This is a genomic window from Yersinia aleksiciae, assembly GCF_001047675.1.
Classification (GTDB): domain Bacteria; phylum Pseudomonadota; class Gammaproteobacteria; order Enterobacterales; family Enterobacteriaceae; genus Yersinia; species Yersinia aleksiciae.
In genome coordinates, this window is record NZ_CP011975.1 from 2,579,542 (window position 1) to 2,599,761 (window position 20,220).

The window sequence follows — 20,220 nt, forward strand, 5'->3', positions numbered from 1 at the left end:
CAACAGAGAGATTGGGCCATCTAACGCAGGTGGTGAATCACCTGATTACCGCTGCCGCGCCAGATAAGTGAGGGATCTTTCAGATCTTGCACGAATTTTCCGTCGACAAGAACGTTAATTAAATCAACCACTTGTTTTTGCTCGTGGGTGAGCTCGGCGAGGGTGTAGCCAGTCCAGACCCAGATATCTTTGCCGTCGCACTCGTCACGTACCCGTTTTACCAATTGCAGGATAGCGGACAAATTTTGCGGATGCAGTGGATCACCGCCAGAGAGGGATAGCCCCTGACGCGGAATGCGAGAGTCATTCAGATCAGCAATAATCTGATCCTCCATTTCGGCGGTAAACGGCTTACCCGAATTAAGCCGCCAGGTACTTTTGTTATAACAGCCCACACATTCGTGCACGCAGCCGGAGACGAACAGCGTGCAACGCGTGCCGGGGCCGTTGATGACGTCGACTGGGTAGTATTGATGAAAATTGATCGTATTAGCTCCATTCATGGGCGGTGTAAGACCGCCCCTTATCTCAATCAGCCCAACTGCCCATTAGCCAAATGTTTCACTCGGCGCTTAACTTCCTCTTGCTTACCGGCGTTGAATGGCCGCGCATCGGGGCTACCCAGATAGCCGCACACCCGGCGGGTGACCGACACTTTCGATGGCTCGTGATTACCGCATTTCGGGCAGGTAAAGCCCTTGCTGGTACAGGAGAACTCGCCAGTAAAGCCGCATTCGTAGCACTCATCAATCGGCGTGTTGGTGCCGTAATAAGGCACTCGACTGTAGCTGTAGTCCCACACATCTTCCAGTGCGCGAAGGTTATGCTGCAAGTTAGGGTATTCGCCGTAACAGATGAAACCCCCGTTCGCCAATGGCGGGTATGGCGCTTCGAAGTCCAGTTTGTCGTAGGGATTCACTTTCTTCTCGACATCCAGATGGAAACTATTGGTGTAGTAACCTTTGTCTGTCACCCCCTCGACCACACCAAACTCAGCGGTATCAAGGCGGCAGAAGCGGTCGCACAAATTTTCACTTGGCGTGCTGTACAGACTGAAGGCGTAACCGGTTTCATCTTTCCAGTTATCCGTTGCTTGTCTCATGCGCTCGACGATCGCTACAGCTTTTTCACGTAACTTTTCATCATCAAAGACATGAGTCTGATGGCCAAATAGCGCATTAACGGTTTCATGGATACCGATAAAGCCCAGTGAGATGGATGCGCGGCCATTTTTAAAGATCTCAGAGATATTGTCGTCCGCCTGTAAGCGCACGCCGCAAGCCCCTTCCATATACAAAATAGGCGCGACTCGTGCTTTGATCCCTTCCAGACGGGCAATGCGGGTCATTAGCGCTTTCTTGGCTAACAGCAGGCGCTCATCCAGCAAATGCCAGAATTTCTCTTCGTCGCCTTGGGCTTCCAGCGCGATGCGCGGCAGGTTAAGGCTGATGACCCCCAGATTATTACGGCCATCGTGGATCTGTTTGCCCTCTTCTTCATAAACGCCGAGGAAGCTGCGGCAGCCCATTGGCGTTTTAAAGGAGCCCGTAACTTTCACCACTTGGTCATAATTCAGAATATCGGGGTACATGCGCTTGGTGGCGCACTCCAGCGCTAACTGTTTGATATCGTAGTTAGGATCGCCAAATTTGTGATTCAGACCGTCGCGGATAGCAAATACCAATTTCGGGAAGACGGCGGTTTTACGGTTTTTGCCCAAGCCGGCAATGCGGTTACGCAGAATAGCCTGCTGGATCATGCGCGACTGCCAACAGGTGCCCAGTCCGAAACCGAAGGTGACAAAAGGTGTCTGACCATTGGCGGTGTGCAGGGTATTCACTTCATATTCCAGTGACTGGAAGGCGTCATAACACTCTTTTTCGGTGCGCGACATGGCATAGCCGGCGGCATCAGGGATCTGCCACTCTTGCGCCACAGACTTATGCTTATTGAAGCTTTCGGTGACAAACGGAGCCAGAATTTCATCGATACGGTTGATGGTTGTGCCGCCATAGATATGGCTGGCGACCTGCGCGATAATTTGTGCCGTGACGGCAGTGGCAGTCGAGATGGATTTAGGCGGTTCAATCTCCGCGTTACCCATTTTAAAACCCTGCGTCAGCATGCCATCGAGATCAATCAACATGCAGTTGAACATCGGGAAGAATGGCGCGTAATCCAGATCGTGATAGTGGATCTCACCGCGCTCATGGGCCAGTACCACATCGCGCGGCAAGATATGCTGTTTGGCGTAGTGTTTGGCGACAATACCGGCCAGCAAATCGCGCTGCGTCGGGATCACTTTGCTGTCTTTATTGGCATTTTCGTTCAGTAGCGCTTTGTTACTTTGCTCTACCAAGCCCCGGATTTCCTGATTCAGGCGACCACGCAGTTCCCGCGAGATATCTCTGTCATGACGATACTCGATATAAGCTCGGGCTAACTGCTTGTATTGACCGGCCATCAGTTGGTTTTCGACCGCATTTTGGATATCGCGGATATCAACCTTCGGCTGGTTTTCCATCGTCTGAGCGACCACACGGGCAACAGTTGCACAATAATCTGCGTCCACAACGCCAACAGCCAAAGCTGCGCGCTCGACGGCTTCCTTGATACGCACCTCATCAAAAGGTACCTGACAACCGTCCCGTTTAATCACTACTGTTTTCACAATGTCGCTCCTGTATCCTGCCGCGTAGGGTTATCCACAAGCCGACCCGCAGCACATAAGGGCTGCGAGGGGGTGTGGATGCTTTTGTGGATAACTACTACATATAGGTGTTTGTGTTCCTACAAGCACTATATATAGGTGGCGGTAAACTAAATTGACGTAGAGCAAGGAAATTGGCGTTAGGGTTATTTGCTGCTCAGTGGCCGACAAAATGGGAATTTTCTGTGGAAGAGAGCGTGTACAAATTTAGTATAAATTTGATATTTCACTGCGTGGATGATAGCTTGCCTAGAGTATGAGCGGCAATTAAAGGAGAAATGACTATGACCACCACAATGTCTCAAAAAGCAGCGAGGGAAGGACTGGGATCGCCTGACCTTTTTGATGGCGGTGTTTTTGTCACAAAAAATGGCGTTGCTGAGTTGTTTGTCCAGCCAGCAGCGGAAAGGGAGGCTGAAATTAGGGAACGTAATCTTGAACGCCAATCAAATGCCCTGCTGAAGCTAGTCATGTTGGCTAAGCAGGATATTAAAAACCAGCAAGGTATGTCGCCTGAAGAGACGCTAAGGAAGCTGCGCGAAGCGCGCAAGTAATATTGAGGTTAGGAATGCCCCAAATAATTATATCACCAGCAGCAGAATGGACTCTTAAGGATATTGAATCCTTTAAAAGCGGCACGATGGGATCCGTTAAGGCTGGAGAATTCGTCGATAATTTATTGATATCATCAATAACGGCGATCAGTGAAGATCCAATCCGCTATCGTTTTAACTCAATGCTATCAGATAGCGGCGTACAATTTCGTGAGCGGCTGGATCCCGAAAGTGAGTATCGCGTCATATATGACTATGATGGTCAAACCTTGGAAATACTGGCTTTTGTCAGTATGAAACAAGATTTGGAAAGGGTTCTGTACCGATATCTTATGTTTCGATAGCGTGGGTCGACGGCCATCACGACTGGTTTTGCCTATAAAGGCGCGGGTGTTGGGCCGCCGCTCTGCGGCCCGACTCAGTTGGGAGACGAAGATCAAGTGAACACAGAACGGCTATCAACCGAAAGCAGCGCCGATCCTCCTAGCAACCGAACCCGACCCCTTACCCCATAAAATGTTCCGCCAACTCCAAATCTCGCCGCGAGAACTCCCTCACTATCTTGCCACTCTCCATCATGGCCGCGCGCTCGGACATGTGTGCCACCACATCGCTATCGTGGCTCACCAGCAGATAGGTCATGCCGTGTTCGTGTTTTAACTGATTGAGCAGATTGAGGATCTCGGCCTGAACCGACATGTCCAACGCCGAGGTGGGTTCATCTAGCAGCAGCAGTTTTGGTCGCAAGAGTAGGGCGCGAGCAATGGCAATGCGCTGGCGTTGGCCGCCGGAGAATTGATGGGGATAACGTTGCGCCGCAGAAGCAGGCAGGCCCACTTGCGCCAAAGCTTGGTCAATCCGTTGCTGAATATGCTGCTCGCCGTGAATCTTTAGCGGCTCACCCAGCGTGCGCTGAATATTATGCTGTGGGTGGAGTGAGGCATAAGGGTCTTGAAACACCATCTGCACCTCTTTGCGCAGCTGGCCGGTGAAGCGCTGCCCCGGCCGCAACGGCTGGCCCAACAAGGTTATCTCGCCCTGCCACTCCCGTTGTAAACCGGCCAGTGTCCGTAACACGGTGGATTTACCACAGCCGGATGCGCCGATCAGGCTGAAAGTCTCGCCCTCCTCAACGGCAAAGCTCACCGACTCCACTGCCGTTTTTACCTGATTTTTCTGGGCGAAACTGACCCGTAGGTTATTGACTTCAATCAGTGCCACGGGAGCCTCCTGAAAAATCTGCGCTGCGATCCAATACCGGCAGATCAGTACCATAAGTGCTGGCATTTGGGCGGCAAGCCCATAAAGTGTGGGTATAAGGGTGGGTCGAGTGCGGTAACTCGGCGGCCAGCCCCTGATCCACCAGTTTCCCCTGATACATCACCAACACGCGGTGGCAATGCTCCGATACCAACGGCAGATCATGACTGATCAGCAGTAAACTCATATTGCGCTGCTCAGTCTGCTCGACGATCAACTCTAGGATCTGGTTACGCAGTTTGGCGTCTAAGGCTGAGGTGGGTTCGTCAGCAATTAATACTCTCGGGTTATTCACCAAAGCGATAGCTAACATGGCCCGTTGCCCCATACCGCCAGAAAGTTGGCCGGGGTATTGGTGGTAGGCGCTTTCATTTAACCCGACTGATGCCAGCGCATTTAACACGCGTTCACGGGTATCAGCACCGGACAGGGCATTGTGTAGCAGCAGGGACTCTTCAATTTGCTTGCCCACAGTGCGCACTGGATTCAGCGCATAGCGAGGATCTTGTAGCACCATGGCGATCTCTTTGCCACGTAACGCGCCCCATTGTTTGGGCTTCAACTGCAATAAATCGTGTTCAATGACCTGGCCGGATCCCCCGTGGTCATCGGTATTATCCGCGTAATAACTCAGTTTTTGGGCGCTGACTTTTCCCGGTGAGCGGACCAATCCCATCAGCGCTCTGGCGGTAATGGATTTGCCGGAGCCCGATTCGCCCACTAACGCGACGCGCTCGTGACCCAGTTGGAAGGAGATGTTATCCACCACCCGCTGTTGCTGAAAATCGACACACAAATTCTCTACGGCGAAAATTTTATCAGTCATGGTGAGGGTCCAAAATATCGCGCAGGCCATCGCCTAACAGATTAAATGCCATGCTGCTGAGCAAGATAGCGCAGCCCGGAATGGCGGCGATCCACCACTGATCGAAGATAACCTGCATACCGTCAGCGACCATCGATCCCCATTCAGACATGGGTGGGCGAGCCCCCAAGCCGAGGAAACCTAACCCGGCGGCTGCCAGGATAATCCCGGCCAGATCCAGCGCCAGTCGCACCACCGCCGAGGGGAGGCACATGGGTAAAATATGGCCCCACAGCAGACGCAGCCCCTTGATACCCATCATTTCAGCCGCCGCCAGATAGTCACTTTGACGTAGTAATTGAATCTCGGCGCGCGCCTGACGGGCATAGGCGGGCCAAGTGGTCAGCGCCAACGCCAGTGCGCCATTAATCAAACCGGGGCCGAGCATCGCCACAAAAGCAAAAGCCAAAATCAGCCGTGGCATCGACATCACCACATCAGTGACGCGCATCAGAACACGTTCGAGCCAGCCGCCGTAATAGCCGGAAAGTACCCCAACCAGCAGCCCTAGCGGCAGCGTGATCACCGTGACCAGCAGCACCAAGCCCAGCGTTGGGCGAGTGCCATAAATCAGGCGCGACAGCATATCGCGGCCATAGCTGTCAGTCCCTAACCAGTGCCCTGCGGCACCGGGCGGTAGCAGCCGATCAGCAGCGTTTTGCCAGTTAGGATCTTGTGGTGCGAGCCACGGGGCAAAAATCGCAATAATCACCAGCAGGGAGAGAATAAACAGCCCAATGCTGGTGGAGGGGGAACGCTTCAGCGCGTAGCAGACTTTTGCTATTTGCATATTAGTATCATCGACATATCAGCGTGTTCTCGGGTCCAGCAAGCGGACCAGTAGATCCGTTACATTGTTAATCAAAATAAAGCACACACCGAGCAGCAGGGTTCCGCCCATAATGGCGGTGGTATCCCCGGCAAATAGAGCGCTGGTCAGGTAGCGGCCAATCCCCGGCCAGGCAAAGACGGTTTCGGTTAACACCGCACCTTCCAGCATGCTGGTATACGCCAGCGCAATCACCGTGAGCAAGGTGCCACGGATATTCGGCAGCACGTGCATCAACAGAATGCGCATCTCACCGGCACCTTTGGCCCTCGCCAGCGTGATGTACTCTTTATTCAGTTCACTCAGGCAGGCCGAACGGGTCAGGCGGGTGATACTGGCGAGCGCATAGTAAGAGAGCAGGGCAACCGGCAGAATCAGGTGGGCGATGGCATTGCCAAAGGCGCCAGCATCGCCAGAACGCCAAGTGTCGATCAGGGCAAAACCGGTTTTCGCTTCCACGGTATATTGATAAATGTCATCGAGGCGACCGGGGCCGGGGCTCCATTGCAGGCGGGCATAAAACAGCAGTAGCATCAGCAAGCCAAGCCAGAAGATGGGTACTGAGTTACCCAGCAAAGTGATAAAGCGAATCGCGGCATCCAGCTTGCTACCAGCCCAGCGGGCGCACAATAAACCGAGGATAACCCCGAGTGTGGCACCAATGATCAGCGATAGCGTCGCCAGTTCCAGTGATGCAGGGAAAACGGTGAGCAAATCTTGCAATACCGGCTGACCGCTGGCACTGGCAAGCCCCAAATCACCATGGGCCAACCGCACCAAATAGTGCCAGAACTGTACGACTAATGGCTGATCCAGCCCGAGCTGGTGCTTGACCTGCTGATATGTGGCCTCACTGGCGTGGTCGCCCACAATTTGTAGCACCCGATCCACTGGCGACATTGCCGACAGGAAAAAGGTGATCACCAGCAGACCGAATAGGGTTAGGGCCAGGGTCAATAATCCCTGTAAAACCCCCCAAAGACGACGCCGGGATTGGGTTCCCGGCGTTTGATTTAGTGCGACAGACATCGACTATCAACCTACTTATATTTCATAAAAACTTTATTGATAAGTCAGCTAACAGAGACTATTTGCTGACACGGTCATAATAGACCATATCTGCATTCAGGCCCTGTTGGTAGCCCTTAACATTATCTCGCAGCACAACTTGTGCTTTGGCTTGATCAATAAAGATGTAAGGCGAGTTCTGTTGCAGCTCTTGTTGCAACTGGGTGTAGAGCGCAGTGCGCTTAGCTGGATCGGCTTCTGCCACCGCTGCCAGTGTCTGTTTATTTAGCTCAGGAATAACCCAGCCGTTTAAACCGGCAACAGTGCTGCTCTTACCATCATTATAGGCAAAGGCGCTGGCATTGGAGTGTGCATCGAAATAATCCGGGATCCACAAGCGGATAGCGGACTGATGCTGCTTGGCGCGCACTCGGCCATACACCTGGCTGCCGGCGGCGGGTAGCAACACCAGTTTCACGCCACCTTGGGCGAAGCTGGCCTGTAACGATTGGGCGATGGTGATAAACGGCGGTTTGTTCTCAACGTCCAGCGTTAAGGTTGCGTCCTTAATGCCCGCTTTGGTCAGAATTTCTTTAGCTTTAGCCGGATCAAAGGTAAACGGATTGCTTTCCAGCGCACCCGGCAAACCAACAGGCAGGAAGCTTTGATGCACGAAATATTGGCCTTTCAGCAGGTCTTTGGTAATGCCCTGATAATCAACCAAATAGCGTGCGGCCTGCCAGAACTCTGGTTTGCTCAGCAGCGGGTTGGCTGGGTTAGCGGTATTAAAGACCAAATAGTTTTGCTCTGCTGATGGGATCTCAACCACTTTGACGCCAGCTTGTGTTTTCAGCGCGGCGGTTTGGTCTGGCCCTAATTCGCGGGCGATATCGGCATCACCTTGCTGAATCAGCAGACGGCGAGCACTTGGGTCCGGTACGTTTTTGATAATGATGTTTTTAATCAGCGGCTTGTCACCCGGCGATGTTGGGTTGGCATCCAACACGATAGCCTGATGCGGCTGATAAACACGCATTTTGAATGGGCCACTACCGGCTGAATGCATTTTCAGCCAAGCATTGCCGTAGTCGTTGTCTTTTACATTGGCGGTGACCACCTTTTTATCAACAATCGAGGCGATCGGCGTTGATAAGATATTCAAGGCAACCGCTGGGCTGACATCTGCGCTCCAGCTCAGCTGCAGGGTATTTTTGTCGATCTTTTTCAGATGTTGATCGATGTTGCTCGCGTCCCAGCCCAGAACGTTAAGAATAAAGGCCGGTGAACGGTTCATCTTGATTGCGCGGGTGAAGGAGTAAATCACGTCATCAGCTTGCACCGGATTACCGGATGCAAAAACGGCGTCTGGGCGCAATTTCACGGTCAGGGTTTTGGCTGCGGCGTCACCTTGCCAGCTCTCAGCCAGAATCGGCACAATCTTTTCCGGATTATCACGATCCGCTTGTATCAGGCGCTGATAGAGACTTGGTACGGTCTGAATACTGGACAGTTCATTACTTTCTGCCGGATCCAGACTGACAATATCATCCAGGGATTGTACAACCACCAACGTATCTGCTGGCGTTGCGGCCAGTACACTGCCAGATAGTGCTGTCAAAACCAGTAATGACAGAATTTTAGCTTTCATTGAGACTCCCTGACATGGATTCGACCACCAATGCTTTTTGCATTGATAGCAAGTAGCGCCCGTTAACTTCGCGAAGAAATTATTGTTTTTTCGAATATTTAATCGCAGTTTCTCACGATAGTGGCTTTGCTGTCTGTGGTCAAAGTCTCAACAGTTATTTGTTATAACAATAAGTGATAAGTAAATATTACAGAAAAGTAATGATTATGAGGGGATTTCGCGCTGACAATAAAACCCCTTATTTATCGCAAATCTTCCGACGCCATGAACGATGAATTGGTTATAATGGAACGTTATTTCATTTTACCTTCACGAAAGGGAAAGCCATGATTACCGGAAATATTCATCATTTGGAATTGTTGCCTTATCTGCCTACGCCATTGAAAGACGCCATCGAATATGTGAAAAGTCATATCACCGCAGAAACCCCTTTGGGTAAGCATGATATTGATGGCAATAATCTGTTCGTGCTGATTTCTAATGACAGCACTGACTATCTGGAAAATCGCCGAGCGGAATATCATGCCAAGTATCTGGATATCCAGATTGTTTTGGCGGGCGTTGAGGGGATGACCTTCAGTAATCAGCCTGCCGGTAAGCCAGATACCGACTGGTTGGCGGACAAAGATATTGCTTTTTTACCGGCGGGTGTCGATGAGAAGCAATTTGTCATGCAAATCGGCGATTTTGTGGTGTTTTACCCCGGTGAAGTGCATAAGCCACTATGTGCCGTAGGTGAGCCGGCTAACGTGCGCAAGGCCGTCGTGAAGATGGCGGTGAAATAGGCTATTTTGCTTGCCAGTTTGAGCTTCGGGCAGTGCGCTGTCCGCACTCAATCTGCCTGCGCCAATAACGCCTATTGGTTGGGTGTGAAATGATTTAGGGCCGATAACGCATCGGCCCCAATTTTTATGCCTGGCTGAGTGTGGCGACCATCACTGCTTTGATGGTGTGCAGGCGGTTTTCGGCCTGATCAAACACGATGCTGTGCGCGGATTCAAACACTTCATCGGTGACTTCCATTCCGCCCGGCAAGTGGTACTGCTCTGCCATCTGCTTGCCCAGCGTGGTTTGATCATCATGGAATGCGGGTAGGCAGTGCAGAAACTTAACCTGCGGGTTACCGGTCAGCTTCACCACATCCATATTGACCTGATAGGGTTTCAGCAGTGCTACACGTTCGTGCCACACCTCTTTTGGCTCACCCATTGAGACCCAAACATCGGTATACAGGAAATCAGCGCCTTTCACGCCTTCGGCAATATCTTCTGTCAGCGTGATTTTACCGCCCGTTTTTTGCGCCTGCACCTGACAATCAGCCACCAGTTTGGCCTCCGGCCAGCACGCTTTTGGTGCGACCAGACGTAAATCCATCCCTACCAGTGCGGCGGCTTCTAACATGGTGTTGCCCATGTTGTTACGCGCATCGCCGAGATAGGCAAATTTCATTTCACTCAATGGCTTACCCGGCAGGTGCTCCTGCATGGTCAATAAATCCGCCAGTAATTGAGTCGGGTGGAACTCATTGGTCAGGCCATTCCACACCGGAACTCCCGCATATTCGGCCAATGTTTCAACCACTTGCTGGCCGTGACCGCGATACTGGATACCGTCATACATGCGGCCTAATACCCGAGCGGTATCCTTAATTGACTCTTTATGCCCAATCTGGCTCCCGCCTGGGCCGAGGTAAGTCACGCGCGCACCTTGATCATATGCGGCAACTTCGAAAGAGCATCGAGTACGGGTCGAGTCTTTTTCGAAGATGAGCGCGATATTCTTACCTGCCAGTTTTTGCAGTTCACAGCCGGATTTCTTGGCTTGCTTTAACTCAGCTGCCAAATCCAGCAGGGCGGTAATCTCGGTGGGGGTAAAATCCAGTAACCTTAAAAAGTGACGTTTATAGAACTGATTCATCTGTTCATCTCCATATAACTCAAATGGCTTATTTGAATTTAAATTCAATTTATACGTATAAATATGCAATTACAACCCCCATCAATAAATCTTTCTCGTTTATAGTGGAGGCAACTGCGTGGGTGTGGGAAAATAGCACCATACTAAGCCCATTGACTGAGGATAAAGGCATGGCAAACCGCGAAATGCTGGACGAACAACGTGACGAAACCCGCCTAATCATCGAAGAACTGCTAGACGATGGTAGCGATCCCGATGCGCTGTACACAATTGAGCACCACCTCTCTGCTGAAAAGTTCGACGTGTTGGAGAAAGCCGCTGTTGAAGCATTCAAGCTGGGTTATGAAGTGACAGATGCTGAAGAGCTGGAAGTGGAAGATGGCTCTATGGTGATGTGCTGTGATGTGATCAGTGAAGTGGCGCTGAATGCTGAAATTATTGATGCACAGGTTGAACAGTTAATCGCACTGGCTGAAAAGTGCGGCGTAAATTACGACGGTTGGGGTACTTACTACGAAGATCCTGACGCAGAAGATGATGAAGATGGTGAGTTGGACGATGAAGAGTTGGTGGATGAGGATGACGACGGTAAGCGTCACTAATTCCCCTTTGTCCTTGAAGCTGCAGGGTTGTTAGCTACGTTCACTCACCCGAATCACTTACTGATGTAAGCTCATCGGGATTTGTTTACTTGCTGCCTACCTGCAACTCCAATGACTTTGGGGAATCCCCTTTGACCCTGAAGCTGCAGGGTTGTTAGCTACGTTCACTCACCCGAGTCACTTACTGATGTAAGCTCATCGGGATTTGTTTACTTGCTGCCTACCTGCAACTCCAATGACTTTGGGGAATCCCCTTTGACCCTGAAGCTGCAGGGTTGTTAGCGGGGATCTCATTAGCGTGTAATCAGACTGCTGATGAACCCCGATGATGCAATCTAGAACGGTGAGGACAGGCGGAACGAGCCTCCAGGGACGGATTTACGGCGTCTTTACGATCTGCCTGTTCTCTCCGCTACGGGTGCATTTTCAATAACCTCAGAGGTCATGCATCCTGATATTGTAGCGAGAGGAAGTTAAAGCATTTTCAGCATTGTCACTTCGCAATCCACATGACCGGTGTTGCCCATCGGCCCGCCGATATGCTCAAAACCTAATCTTTCATATAAGCCTACCGCGCTGGTCAGGCTGGCGGTGGTTTCTAGATAGCAGCGGCCAAAACCCTGCTGGCGAGCAAACTCTAGCGCCTGCAAGGCCAATTGCTTTGCCAAACCCTTACCGCGTAATATTGGCAGGAAGTACATTTTCTGCAATTCACACAGATCGATTTCACCCCCGGACAACGGAGCGATACCCCCACCTCCGGCAATATTGCCGTCCACTTCAATCACCCAGTAAGCGCTGCGCGGCTGGCTATACAGCTCATATAAGTGATCCAGATTCGGATCAGACACGGTATAGCCTTTATCTGCGCTCAGACCAAACTCAGCCGAGACGTCGCGGATAACATTGGCGATAGCGAGATTGTCTGCTGCGGTGATGGGGCGCACCAGCAGGTGGAGAGATATAGCTGTGGTCATGCTCTATAAGCCCAAAGGTAATAACTTAGTCATAATCTGTAATACCATCTATACCTGTCATACTTCAAGCTGCATGTGCGTTGGCCGCCTTCCTACAACTCAAATTATTTAAGGTATGACACTGAATTAATGCAATGGTAAAAAGTTGGGGGCCAGATGATCATGGCCCCCAGTGAGTACTTACTTTATGTCAGATAAGATTACAGTGCGGCGATAGTCGCTTGCTGCTCAATTAACTTCTGTTTGGCTTCAGCACAGGCGGCCATTCTCTCGCGCTCTTTGGCAACCACGGCTTCTGGCGCGCGCGCCACAAAACCTTCATTACTGAGTTTGCCTTCGATGCGCTCAATTTCCGCTTCCAGCTTCGCCACTTCCTTCGCCAGACGATCCAACTCGGTGGCTTTATCGATCAAGCCCGCCATTGGGATTAGTACTTCTGCACCTTCAACCAACTTGGTCACTGAGACTGGGCCTTTATCACCGTCAGCTAACAGGGTGAGAGAGGACAAGCGAGCCAGCGACTGGATAAAACTCTGGTTTTCCAGCACTCGGCGTTGAGCTTCAGCGCTCGCGCCACGCAGCATCACATCCAGTGGTTTACCCGGCGCAATGTTCATTTCTGCACGGATATTACGCACGGCAATGATGGTCTGCTTGATCCATTCCAAATCACTCAGCGCTTTCTCATCAACCTGATTGGCGTCATATTCAGGGAAAGGCTGCAACATAATGGTGTCTGCCGTAATACCTTTTAGGGTTTTAACCCGCTGCCAGATGGTTTCAGTGATGTAAGGAATGATCGGATGTGCCAGACGCAGCAGCGCCTCCAATACCTCAATCAGTGTATGGCGAGTCCCACGCAATTCAGCTTCAGAACCGCTGTTCATCACCGGTTTGGTCAGCTCCAGATACCAGTCACAGAACTGGTTCCAGGTGAATTCGTACAGAATACCGGCCGCCAAATCGAAGCGGTAAGTATCCATCGCTTCACGGTAGGCTTTGATGGTCTGATTGAATTCAGCCAGAATCCAGCGGTCAGCCAGTGACAGCACCATTTCGCCGCCATTCTGCCCGCAATCTTGCCCTTCGGTATTCATCAGCACGAAACGGCTGGCGTTCCATAGCTTGTTACAGAAGTTGCGATACCCTTCCAGACGCTTCATGTCCCAGTTGATATCACGGCCCGTAGAGGCCAGTGCTGCCAGTGTGAAGCGCAGGGCGTCAGTACCGTGTGGCTCAATACCGTTCGGGAACTGCTTCTCGGTGCGCTTGCGGATTTTCTCTGCTAGCTGCGGCTGCATCATGTTGCCGGTACGTTTCTCCAGCAACTCTTCCAGCGAGATGCCGTCAACCATATCCAGTGGGTCGATGACGTTGCCTTTCGACTTGGACATTTTCTGCCCCTCGTCATCGCGGATCAGGCCAGTCATGTACACGGTTTTAAATGGCACTTGCGGCTTGCCATTTTCATCTTTCATAAAGTGCATGGTCAGCATGATCATGCGGGCAATCCAGAAGAAAATGATATCAAAGCCACTGACGACCACACTGGTCGGATGGAAGGTTTTCAGTGCTTCGGTCTGCTCAGGCCAGCCCAGTGTAGAGAAGGTCCACAGGCCAGATGAGAACCAGGTATCCAGCACATCTTCGTCTTGGCGTAAGGCGATTTCAGGGCCGAGGCTGTTTTCGCGGCGCACTTCAGCTTCATCGCGGCCCACGTACACTTTACCCTGCTCGTCATACCACGCTGGGATACGGTGACCCCACCACAATTGACGGGAGATACACCAGTCCTGAATGTCGCGCATCCATGAGTAATACATGTTTTCGTACTGCTTAGGCACGAACTGAATCTCGCCGTTTTCCACCGCTTCAATGGCGACTTTCGCCAGCGGGGCTGTGCGGACATACCATTGGTCGGTCAGCATTGGCTCAATGACCACGCCACCACGGTCACCATAAGGCACCGTCAGGTCGTGCGGCTTAACCTCTTCCAGCAGGCCGAGTTTATCGAATTCAGCGACTACCGCTTTACGGGCCGCAAAGCGCTCAAGACCTTGGAACTGCTCTGGAATTGCGCCGCTGCAGGCATCGGTCGCTTCACCATGGGTATCAAACACTTCTGCTTCGGCGCGGATATCACCGTCGAAGGTCAGAATGTTGATCATCGGCAGGGCGTGGCGCTTGCCCACTTCATAGTCATTAAAGTCGTGGGCTGGCGTGATTTTTACGCAACCGGTACCTTTTTCCATATCGGCGTGTTCGTCACCGAGGATCGGAATACGACGGCCAACCAGTGGCAGGATCACTTCTTTGCCGATCAGATCTTTATAGCGTGGATCTTCTGGATTGACGGCAACACCGGTATCGCCCAGCACGGTTTCCGGACGGGTGGTTGCCACCACCAGATAATCTTTGCCTTCAGCGGTTTTGGCACCATCGGCCAGCGGGTAACGCAGATGCCACATTGAGCCTTTAGATTCGCGGTTTTCCACTTCCAGATCAGAGATGGCAGTGCGCAGTTTCGGATCCCAGTTCACCAGGCGTTTGCCACGGTAAATCAGATCTTCTTTGTGCAGACGAACAAACACTTCTTTAACCGCATTAGACAGGCCATCGTCCATGGTGAAACGCTCGCGTTCCCAATCCACGGAGTTGCCCAAACGGCGCATCTGACGAGTGATGGTGCCGCCTGACTCGCCTTTCCACTGCCAAATTTTATCGATAAAGGCTTCACGGCCGTAATCGTGGCGAGTTTTGCCCTCTTCGGCGGCAATCTTGCGCTCAACCACCATTTGGGTGGCGATACCGGCGTGGTCAGTACCCGCTTGCCACAGAGTGTTTTTCCCCTGCATGCGCTGGTAGCGAATCAAGGTATCCATGATGGTCTGCTGGAAAGCATGACCCATGTGCAGGCTGCCAGTCACATTTGGCGGCGGGATCATAATGCAGTAGCTTTCTTTGCTCGTATCGCCGCTCGGCTTGAAATAACCCTGTTTTTCCCAGTGCTCATACAGCGGCTGTTCAATCTCTTGCGGGCTGTATGTCTTATCGAGGGACGGCTCAGTTTTGTCGATGCTAGAAGGTGTGTTTTCCATTTTCTTTTTATTTCAATGAGTTGGCGGCGTTGCCGTGGTCAAGTGGAAGCCGACGCTGCGATAAGACTTATATCGGTCGCGCGCCAACTGTTTCAAATTTTCTTCGTAAGGGACGAAGTCTACCACTTCATGGAAAGCGGTGGCAAAACCTGCGAACTCGGGTAGCAGGCTAATCAGCAGGTCGCGAGGGGAATTCCCACGCCGTTCTGGCCAAGCTAATTCAACCGGTGCGCCATATTTTGGCCCTTCACCGGCCAGATTATGCGGCACAAACTGGTCAGGTGCGCGCTGCCACAGGGCTTCATCTAGCCGCTGGGCCTGCTCTTCACTCTCACAGGCGATCAGCACCCGTTTGCCTGCCCGCCAACGTTCAGCCGCAACCTCGCAGGCCAATGCTTCATGAGCGCGCAGCTCACCGGCGGGCGTGTCGTGTTCGAGTAGGTAGAAGGTGGCGTTTTTCATGATGTTATATGCTGTAACCTGTTTTTATGATTTTAACGAAACAACCATGACGTAAAAGGGCACGCAACGTGCCCTTCAGATAACTTAGCTAAAACCTGACAATTAATCGTCGCCGTTTAACCCTGCGCGGTTAAGCAGGAACTGAGACAACAACGCGACTGGACGGCCTGTTGCGCCTTTGTTCTTACCTGAACGCCATGCAGTACCCGCGATATCCAAGTGCGCCCAGCTATATTTACGGGTAAAGCGCGACAAGAAGCAGCCCGCAGTAATCGCGCCACCGGCACGGCCGCCAATATTCGCCATATCAGCAAAGTTGGAGTCCAGTTGCTCGGCGTATTCATCACCAAGCGGCAAGCGCCATGCACGATCACCTGCTTGCTCTGATGCCCCAATCAGCTCATGCGCCAATGGGTTATGGTTCGACATCAAACCGGTGATGTGATGGCCTAACGCCACCACGCACGCGCCAGTCAGCGTCGCGATATCAATCACCAACTCTGGCTCGAAACGCTCAACGTAAGTCAGCGCATCGCATAGCACCAGACGGCCTTCCGCATCGGTATTCAGCACTTCAACGGTTTGGCCAGACATGGTGGTCAGAATATCACCCGGACGATAAGCGCGGCCGCCCGGCATGTTTTCACAGCCTGCCAGCACACCAATCACGTTCAATGGCAGTTGCAACTCAGCCACGACACGCATCACGCCATAAACGGTTGCCGCCCCGCACATGTCATATTTCATCTCATCCATGCCTTCGGCTGGCTTGATGGAAATACCACCGGAATCGAAGGTTAGCCCTTTGCCGACTAGCACAATTGGCTTAGCGTCAGGGTTCGGATTACCCTTATATTCTATCACCGACATTAATGATTCGTTCTGCGAACCATGGCCAACCGCCAGATAAGAGTGCATACCCAGCTCTTTCATCTGCTGCTCGCCAATCACGCGAGTGACGATATTGGTGCTGAATGCATCGGCCAGTTGACGCGCCTGCGACGCCAGATAGGCGGCGTTACAGATGTTGGGCGGCATATTGCCCAAGTCTTTGGCGGCTTTGATACCGGATGCCACTGCCAGACCGTGCTGGATTGCGCGCTCACCGCTGGTCAGTTCGCGGCGAGTTGGCACATTGAACACCATTTTACGCAGCGGGCGGCGGGGTTCAGTTTTATTACTTTTAAGCTGATCGAAGGTGTAAAGCGTCTCTTTGGCGGTTTCTATCGCCTGACGCACCTTCCAGTAAGTATTGCGGCCTTTTACATGCAGCTCAGTCAAGAAGCAGACCGCTTCCATTGAACCGGTGTCATTAAGGGTATTGATGGTCTTCTGGATCACTTGCTTGTACTGGCGTTCATCAAGCTCGCGCTCTTTGCCACAGCCAATTAACAAGATGCGCTCGGAGAGAATATTCGGCACATGGTGCAGTAACAGCGTCTGCCCGACTTTGCCTTCAAGTTCACCACGGCGCAATAAAGCGCTGATGTAGCCATCACTAATTTTGTCGAGTTGTTCGGCAATGGGAGATAGACGACGAGGTTCGAAAACGCCGACTACAATACAGGCACTGCGCTGTTTTTCCGGGCTGCCGCTCTTTACACTGAACTCCATGCACTCTCCTGAATCTTAAAGACAAAGGCGGACGCTATCGCTAGAATGTAGCGCTCCGCAACGATCTCTGCTCCGTTGTGTTAACGACGTGTGTTAACCTTAACGGGATAAGTTGTTTTGTTTTGGCGACTATAAGCATGTTCCTATAGGACACCTAAACGCTAGATGCTGTAATACTATTTTAGCTGTGAAGGTTGCCATATGATGAGAATAAATGGCGGATTAACGATGAAACTATCGATTTTCCTGCAAAAAGACAAGTTTTCACAGGCGTATTAGCGTGATCATCATTAGATATCTGGTACGGGAAACACTTAAGAGCCAAATTGCGATTCTGTTCATCCTGCTATTAATCTTCTTTAGTCAGAAGTTAGTACGGATATTAGGCGCTGCGGTTGACGGTGAAATCCCCACAAATCTGGTTTTATCCCTTTTGGGGCTCGGTGTGCCGGAAATGGCACAACTTATCCTACCATTAAGCCTATTTCTGGGCTTGTTGATGACCTTAGGTAAATTGTATACGGAGAGTGAAATCACCGTGATGCATGCCTGCGGCATGGGCAAAAAATCCCTGATTCTGGCGGCATTGATTCTGGCGCTGGGCACTTCTGCGCTGGCGGCGGTCAATACCATCTGGCTTGGCCCCTGGTCGTCCAAACATCAAGACGAAGTGCTGAATGAAGCCAGAGCTAACCCCAGTCTCGCCGCATTGGCGGGGGGGCAATTTAAATCCTCAACCGATGGCAATTCGGCCTTATTTATCGGGAATGTGACGGGCAAAGAGTTCAACCGCGTATTTTTGGCACAATTGCGGCCAAACGGTAATCAGCGCCCCTCTGTGGTGGTGGCTGACAGCGGCCATATGACCGAGCGGCCGGATGGCTCGCAAGTGGTTATCCTCAACAAAGGCACCCGCTATGAGGGTACCGCGCTGCTGCGTGATTTCCGCATCACCGATTTTGTCGACTATCAGGCAATTATTGGGCATCAAGAAGTGCAGCAAAACAGTAATGTGGCCGAGCAGATGACCATGAAACAGCTGTGGCGCTCGAATGAAGCGGACGCCCGTGCCGAGTTTCATTGGCGGCTAACCCTGATTGTATCGGTAGTTATCATGGCGCTGCTGGTCGTGCCGCTAAGTGCGGTTAACCCGCGTCAGGGCCGTGTCCTCAGCATGCTACCCGCGATGTTGCTGTACTTGATTTTCTTCCTGTTGCAAAGCTCCCTGCGCTCGAATGCAGGTAACGGCAAGCTAGACCCACTGCTCTGGATGTGGACCGTGAATGGCATTTATCTGGCGATTGCGGTGATATTGAACCTGTGGGATGGCCTGCCGGCTCGTAAGTTACGTGCTCGATTGAGAGGTGCTGCCTGATGTTTGGTGTATTAGACCGTTATATCGGACGGACTATCCTCAATACCATCCTGATGACGTTATTCATGCTGGTATCACTGTCCGGCATCATCAAGTTTGTCGATCAGTTGCGTAAAGTCGGGCAGGGCGATTACTCAGCGGCGTCCGCTGGCATGTACACCTTGCTCAGTGTCCCAAAGGATATCGAGATATTCTTCCCGATGGCGGCACTGTTAGGCGCATTGCTGGGCCTTGGCACATTAGCGACCCGCAGTGAGCTGGTGGTCATGCAGGCATCGGGATTTACCCGCATGCAAATCGCTGCTGCGGTGATGAAAACCGCTATTCCGCTGGTGTTGCTGACCATGGCAATCGGCGAATGGGTGGCACCGCAAGGCGAGCAGATGGCGCGCAACTTCCGCGCACAGCAGATGTACGGTGGCTCACTGCTGTCAACCCAGTCTGGTTTGTGGGCAAAAGATGGCTCTGATTTTATCTATATTCAGCGGGTGTCGGGTGACAAGGAGCTGACGGGCGTCAATATTTATCACTTTGATAAACAAGATCGCCTGTTGTCGGTTCGTTATGCGGCGACAGCCACTTACGAAGGTAATCTGTGGCGCTTATCGCAAGTTGATGAATCTGATTTAAGCAACCCGACTCAGGTGACGGGCTCGCAGACATTGACCGGCGAGTGGAAGACCAACCTGACACCTGAGAAGCTGGGTGTAGTTGCCATGAATCCAGATTCACTCTCCATCAGTGGGCTGCATGATTACAGTAAATACCTGCGGCAAAGTGGTCAGGAATCAAGCCGCTACGAACTGAATATGTGGGGCAAGATATTTGCACCATTCTCGGTGGCGGTAATGATGCTGATGGCGCTGTCATTTATTTTTGGCCCATTACGCAGTGTGCCGATGGGTGTCCGGGTTGTCACCGGCATCTTCTTTGGCTTTGTTTTCTACGTACTGGATCAGATTTTTGGCCCACTGAGCCTGGTTTACAGCATCCCGCCCGTCATTGGCGCGCTGCTGCCAAGTATACTTTTCCTCCTAATCAGTGTTTATTTGCTGCTAAAACGGCGTTGATGGCGGTTTTTTCAACACTTAGACTAAACTTGATGGGATAACAGTTGCATGCGGATCATTGGTAGGTATAATTCACCTCGTTCTCCGCATACTACTTCAGTGCCGAAGTGGCGAAATCGGTAGACGCAGTTGATTCAAAATCAACCGCCGCGAGGCATGCCGGTTCGATTCCGGCCTTCGGCACCATTAGTATGAAAATCAAGTCACCGCAAGGTGGCTTTTTTTTTGCCT

18 protein-coding genes, 1 tRNA gene and 1 pseudogene are annotated in these 20,220 nt (G+C 51.7%); 8 read left to right on the top strand and 12 right to left on the bottom strand.

The features are described 5' to 3' along the window. Window positions 1-20: 20 nt before the first annotated feature. Both nrdG and nrdD read right to left on the bottom strand, forming a co-directional pair. Window positions 21-485 (bottom strand): anaerobic ribonucleoside-triphosphate reductase-activating protein, encoded by a 465-nt coding sequence (gene nrdG / locus ACZ76_RS11680; protein WP_048620273.1) that lies wholly within the window; start codon window positions 483-485, stop codon window positions 21-23. 47 nt (window positions 486-532) lie between these two features. After that, window positions 533-2,671, bottom strand: coding sequence for an anaerobic ribonucleoside-triphosphate reductase (gene nrdD, locus ACZ76_RS11685; RefSeq protein ID WP_048619079.1), 2,139 nt, complete (start codon window positions 2,669-2,671; stop codon window positions 533-535). A gap of 323 nt (window positions 2,672-2,994) precedes the next feature. Between nrdD and ACZ76_RS11690 the strand changes: the two genes are divergently transcribed. Both ACZ76_RS11690 and ACZ76_RS11695 read left to right on the top strand, forming a co-directional pair. Further along, window positions 2,995-3,264 carry a hypothetical protein gene (locus tag ACZ76_RS11690; RefSeq protein ID WP_048619080.1) on the top strand — a complete coding sequence of 90 codons (270 nt, stop codon included), beginning with the start codon at window positions 2,995-2,997 and terminating at the stop codon, window positions 3,262-3,264. Window positions 3,265-3,278: 14 nt separating this feature from the next. Then, window positions 3,279-3,608 (top strand): type II toxin-antitoxin system RelE/ParE family toxin, encoded by a 330-nt coding sequence (locus ACZ76_RS11695; RefSeq protein WP_048619081.1) that lies wholly within the window; start codon window positions 3,279-3,281, stop codon window positions 3,606-3,608. Between the two features lie 160 nt (window positions 3,609-3,768). Here the strand turns inward: ACZ76_RS11695 and ACZ76_RS11700 are convergent, their stop codons facing one another. From ACZ76_RS11700 to ACZ76_RS11720, 5 genes are read right to left on the bottom strand one after another with little or no spacing between them, the layout of a single operon-like run. Then, a complete protein-coding gene (locus tag ACZ76_RS11700) occupies window positions 3,769-4,485 on the bottom strand; it encodes an ABC transporter ATP-binding protein (protein WP_048619082.1) in 717 nt (238 codons plus the stop codon). Then, a complete protein-coding gene (locus ACZ76_RS11705; RefSeq protein ID WP_048619083.1) occupies window positions 4,472-5,350 on the bottom strand; it encodes an ABC transporter ATP-binding protein in 879 nt (292 codons plus the stop codon). The genes ACZ76_RS11700 and ACZ76_RS11705 overlap by 14 nt, the downstream gene beginning before the upstream one ends. Further along, window positions 5,343-6,179: an ABC transporter permease gene (locus ACZ76_RS11710; protein ID WP_048619084.1), complete on the bottom strand. Its 837-nt coding sequence runs from the start codon at window positions 6,177-6,179 to the stop codon at window positions 5,343-5,345. Before ACZ76_RS11710 ends, ACZ76_RS11705 begins: the two co-directional genes overlap by 8 nt. An 18-nt stretch (window positions 6,180-6,197) precedes the next feature. Next, window positions 6,198-7,247: an ABC transporter permease gene (locus ACZ76_RS11715; RefSeq protein ID WP_048619085.1), complete on the bottom strand. Its 1,050-nt coding sequence runs from the start codon at window positions 7,245-7,247 to the stop codon at window positions 6,198-6,200. Between the two features lie 58 nt (window positions 7,248-7,305). Continuing rightward, window positions 7,306-8,874 carry an ABC transporter substrate-binding protein gene (locus tag ACZ76_RS11720; RefSeq protein ID WP_048619086.1) on the bottom strand — a complete coding sequence of 523 codons (1,569 nt, stop codon included), beginning with the start codon at window positions 8,872-8,874 and terminating at the stop codon, window positions 7,306-7,308. 326 nt (window positions 8,875-9,200) lie between these two features. Here ACZ76_RS11720 and ACZ76_RS11725 point away from each other — a divergent pair, with 326 nt between their 5' ends. Then, a complete protein-coding gene (locus ACZ76_RS11725; RefSeq protein WP_048619087.1) occupies window positions 9,201-9,659 on the top strand; it encodes a YhcH/YjgK/YiaL family protein in 459 nt (152 codons plus the stop codon). A 124-nt stretch (window positions 9,660-9,783) separates the two neighbouring features. Here ACZ76_RS11725 and argF read toward each other — a convergent pair whose 3' ends face one another. After that, entirely contained in the window at window positions 9,784-10,791 is a 1,008-nt protein-coding gene (argF, locus tag ACZ76_RS11730; RefSeq protein ID WP_048619088.1) for an ornithine carbamoyltransferase, read from the bottom strand. 170 nt (window positions 10,792-10,961) lie between these two features. Between argF and rraB the strand changes: the two genes are divergently transcribed. Next, window positions 10,962-11,393 (top strand): ribonuclease E inhibitor RraB, encoded by a 432-nt coding sequence (gene rraB / locus ACZ76_RS11735; protein ID WP_048619089.1) that lies wholly within the window; start codon window positions 10,962-10,964, stop codon window positions 11,391-11,393. Between the two features lie 371 nt (window positions 11,394-11,764). Then, window positions 11,765-11,830, top strand: a pseudogene (locus tag ACZ76_RS19690) (gluconate 5-dehydrogenase); the annotation flags it as partial. 36 nt (window positions 11,831-11,866) lie between these two features. On the opposite strand, the gene ACZ76_RS11740 reads toward ACZ76_RS19690, so the two are convergent. The 4 genes from ACZ76_RS11740 to pepA all read right to left on the bottom strand — a co-directional run bounded on the left by ACZ76_RS11740 (window position 11,867) and on the right by pepA (window position 17,544). Continuing rightward, window positions 11,867-12,370: a GNAT family N-acetyltransferase gene (locus ACZ76_RS11740; RefSeq protein WP_048619090.1), complete on the bottom strand. Its 504-nt coding sequence runs from the start codon at window positions 12,368-12,370 to the stop codon at window positions 11,867-11,869. 200 nt (window positions 12,371-12,570) lie between these two features. Further along, window positions 12,571-15,468, bottom strand: a complete 2,898-nt coding sequence (locus tag ACZ76_RS11745; protein ID WP_048619091.1) for a valine--tRNA ligase — start codon at window positions 15,466-15,468, stop codon at window positions 12,571-12,573. A 12-nt stretch (window positions 15,469-15,480) separates the two neighbouring features. Continuing rightward, window positions 15,481-15,930: a DNA polymerase III subunit chi gene (locus ACZ76_RS11750; RefSeq protein WP_048619092.1), complete on the bottom strand. Its 450-nt coding sequence runs from the start codon at window positions 15,928-15,930 to the stop codon at window positions 15,481-15,483. Between the two features lie 102 nt (window positions 15,931-16,032). After that, window positions 16,033-17,544, bottom strand: a complete 1,512-nt coding sequence (gene pepA / locus ACZ76_RS11755) for a leucyl aminopeptidase (RefSeq protein ID WP_048619093.1) — start codon at window positions 17,542-17,544, stop codon at window positions 16,033-16,035. Between the two features lie 280 nt (window positions 17,545-17,824). On the opposite strand from pepA, the gene lptF reads away from it, so the two are divergent. The 3 genes from lptF (at window position 17,825) to ACZ76_RS11770 (ending at window position 20,175) form a co-directional block, all read left to right on the top strand. Next, window positions 17,825-18,919 carry an LPS export ABC transporter permease LptF gene (gene lptF / locus ACZ76_RS11760; RefSeq protein WP_048619094.1) on the top strand — a complete coding sequence of 365 codons (1,095 nt, stop codon included), beginning with the start codon at window positions 17,825-17,827 and terminating at the stop codon, window positions 18,917-18,919. Then, entirely contained in the window at window positions 18,919-19,989 is a 1,071-nt protein-coding gene (gene lptG, locus ACZ76_RS11765) for an LPS export ABC transporter permease LptG (protein ID WP_048619095.1), read from the top strand. Before lptF ends, lptG begins: the two co-directional genes overlap by 1 nt. Window positions 19,990-20,090: 101 nt before the next feature. After that, window positions 20,091-20,175 (top strand) — tRNA-Leu (locus ACZ76_RS11770). Window positions 20,176-20,220 lie beyond the last annotated feature (45 nt).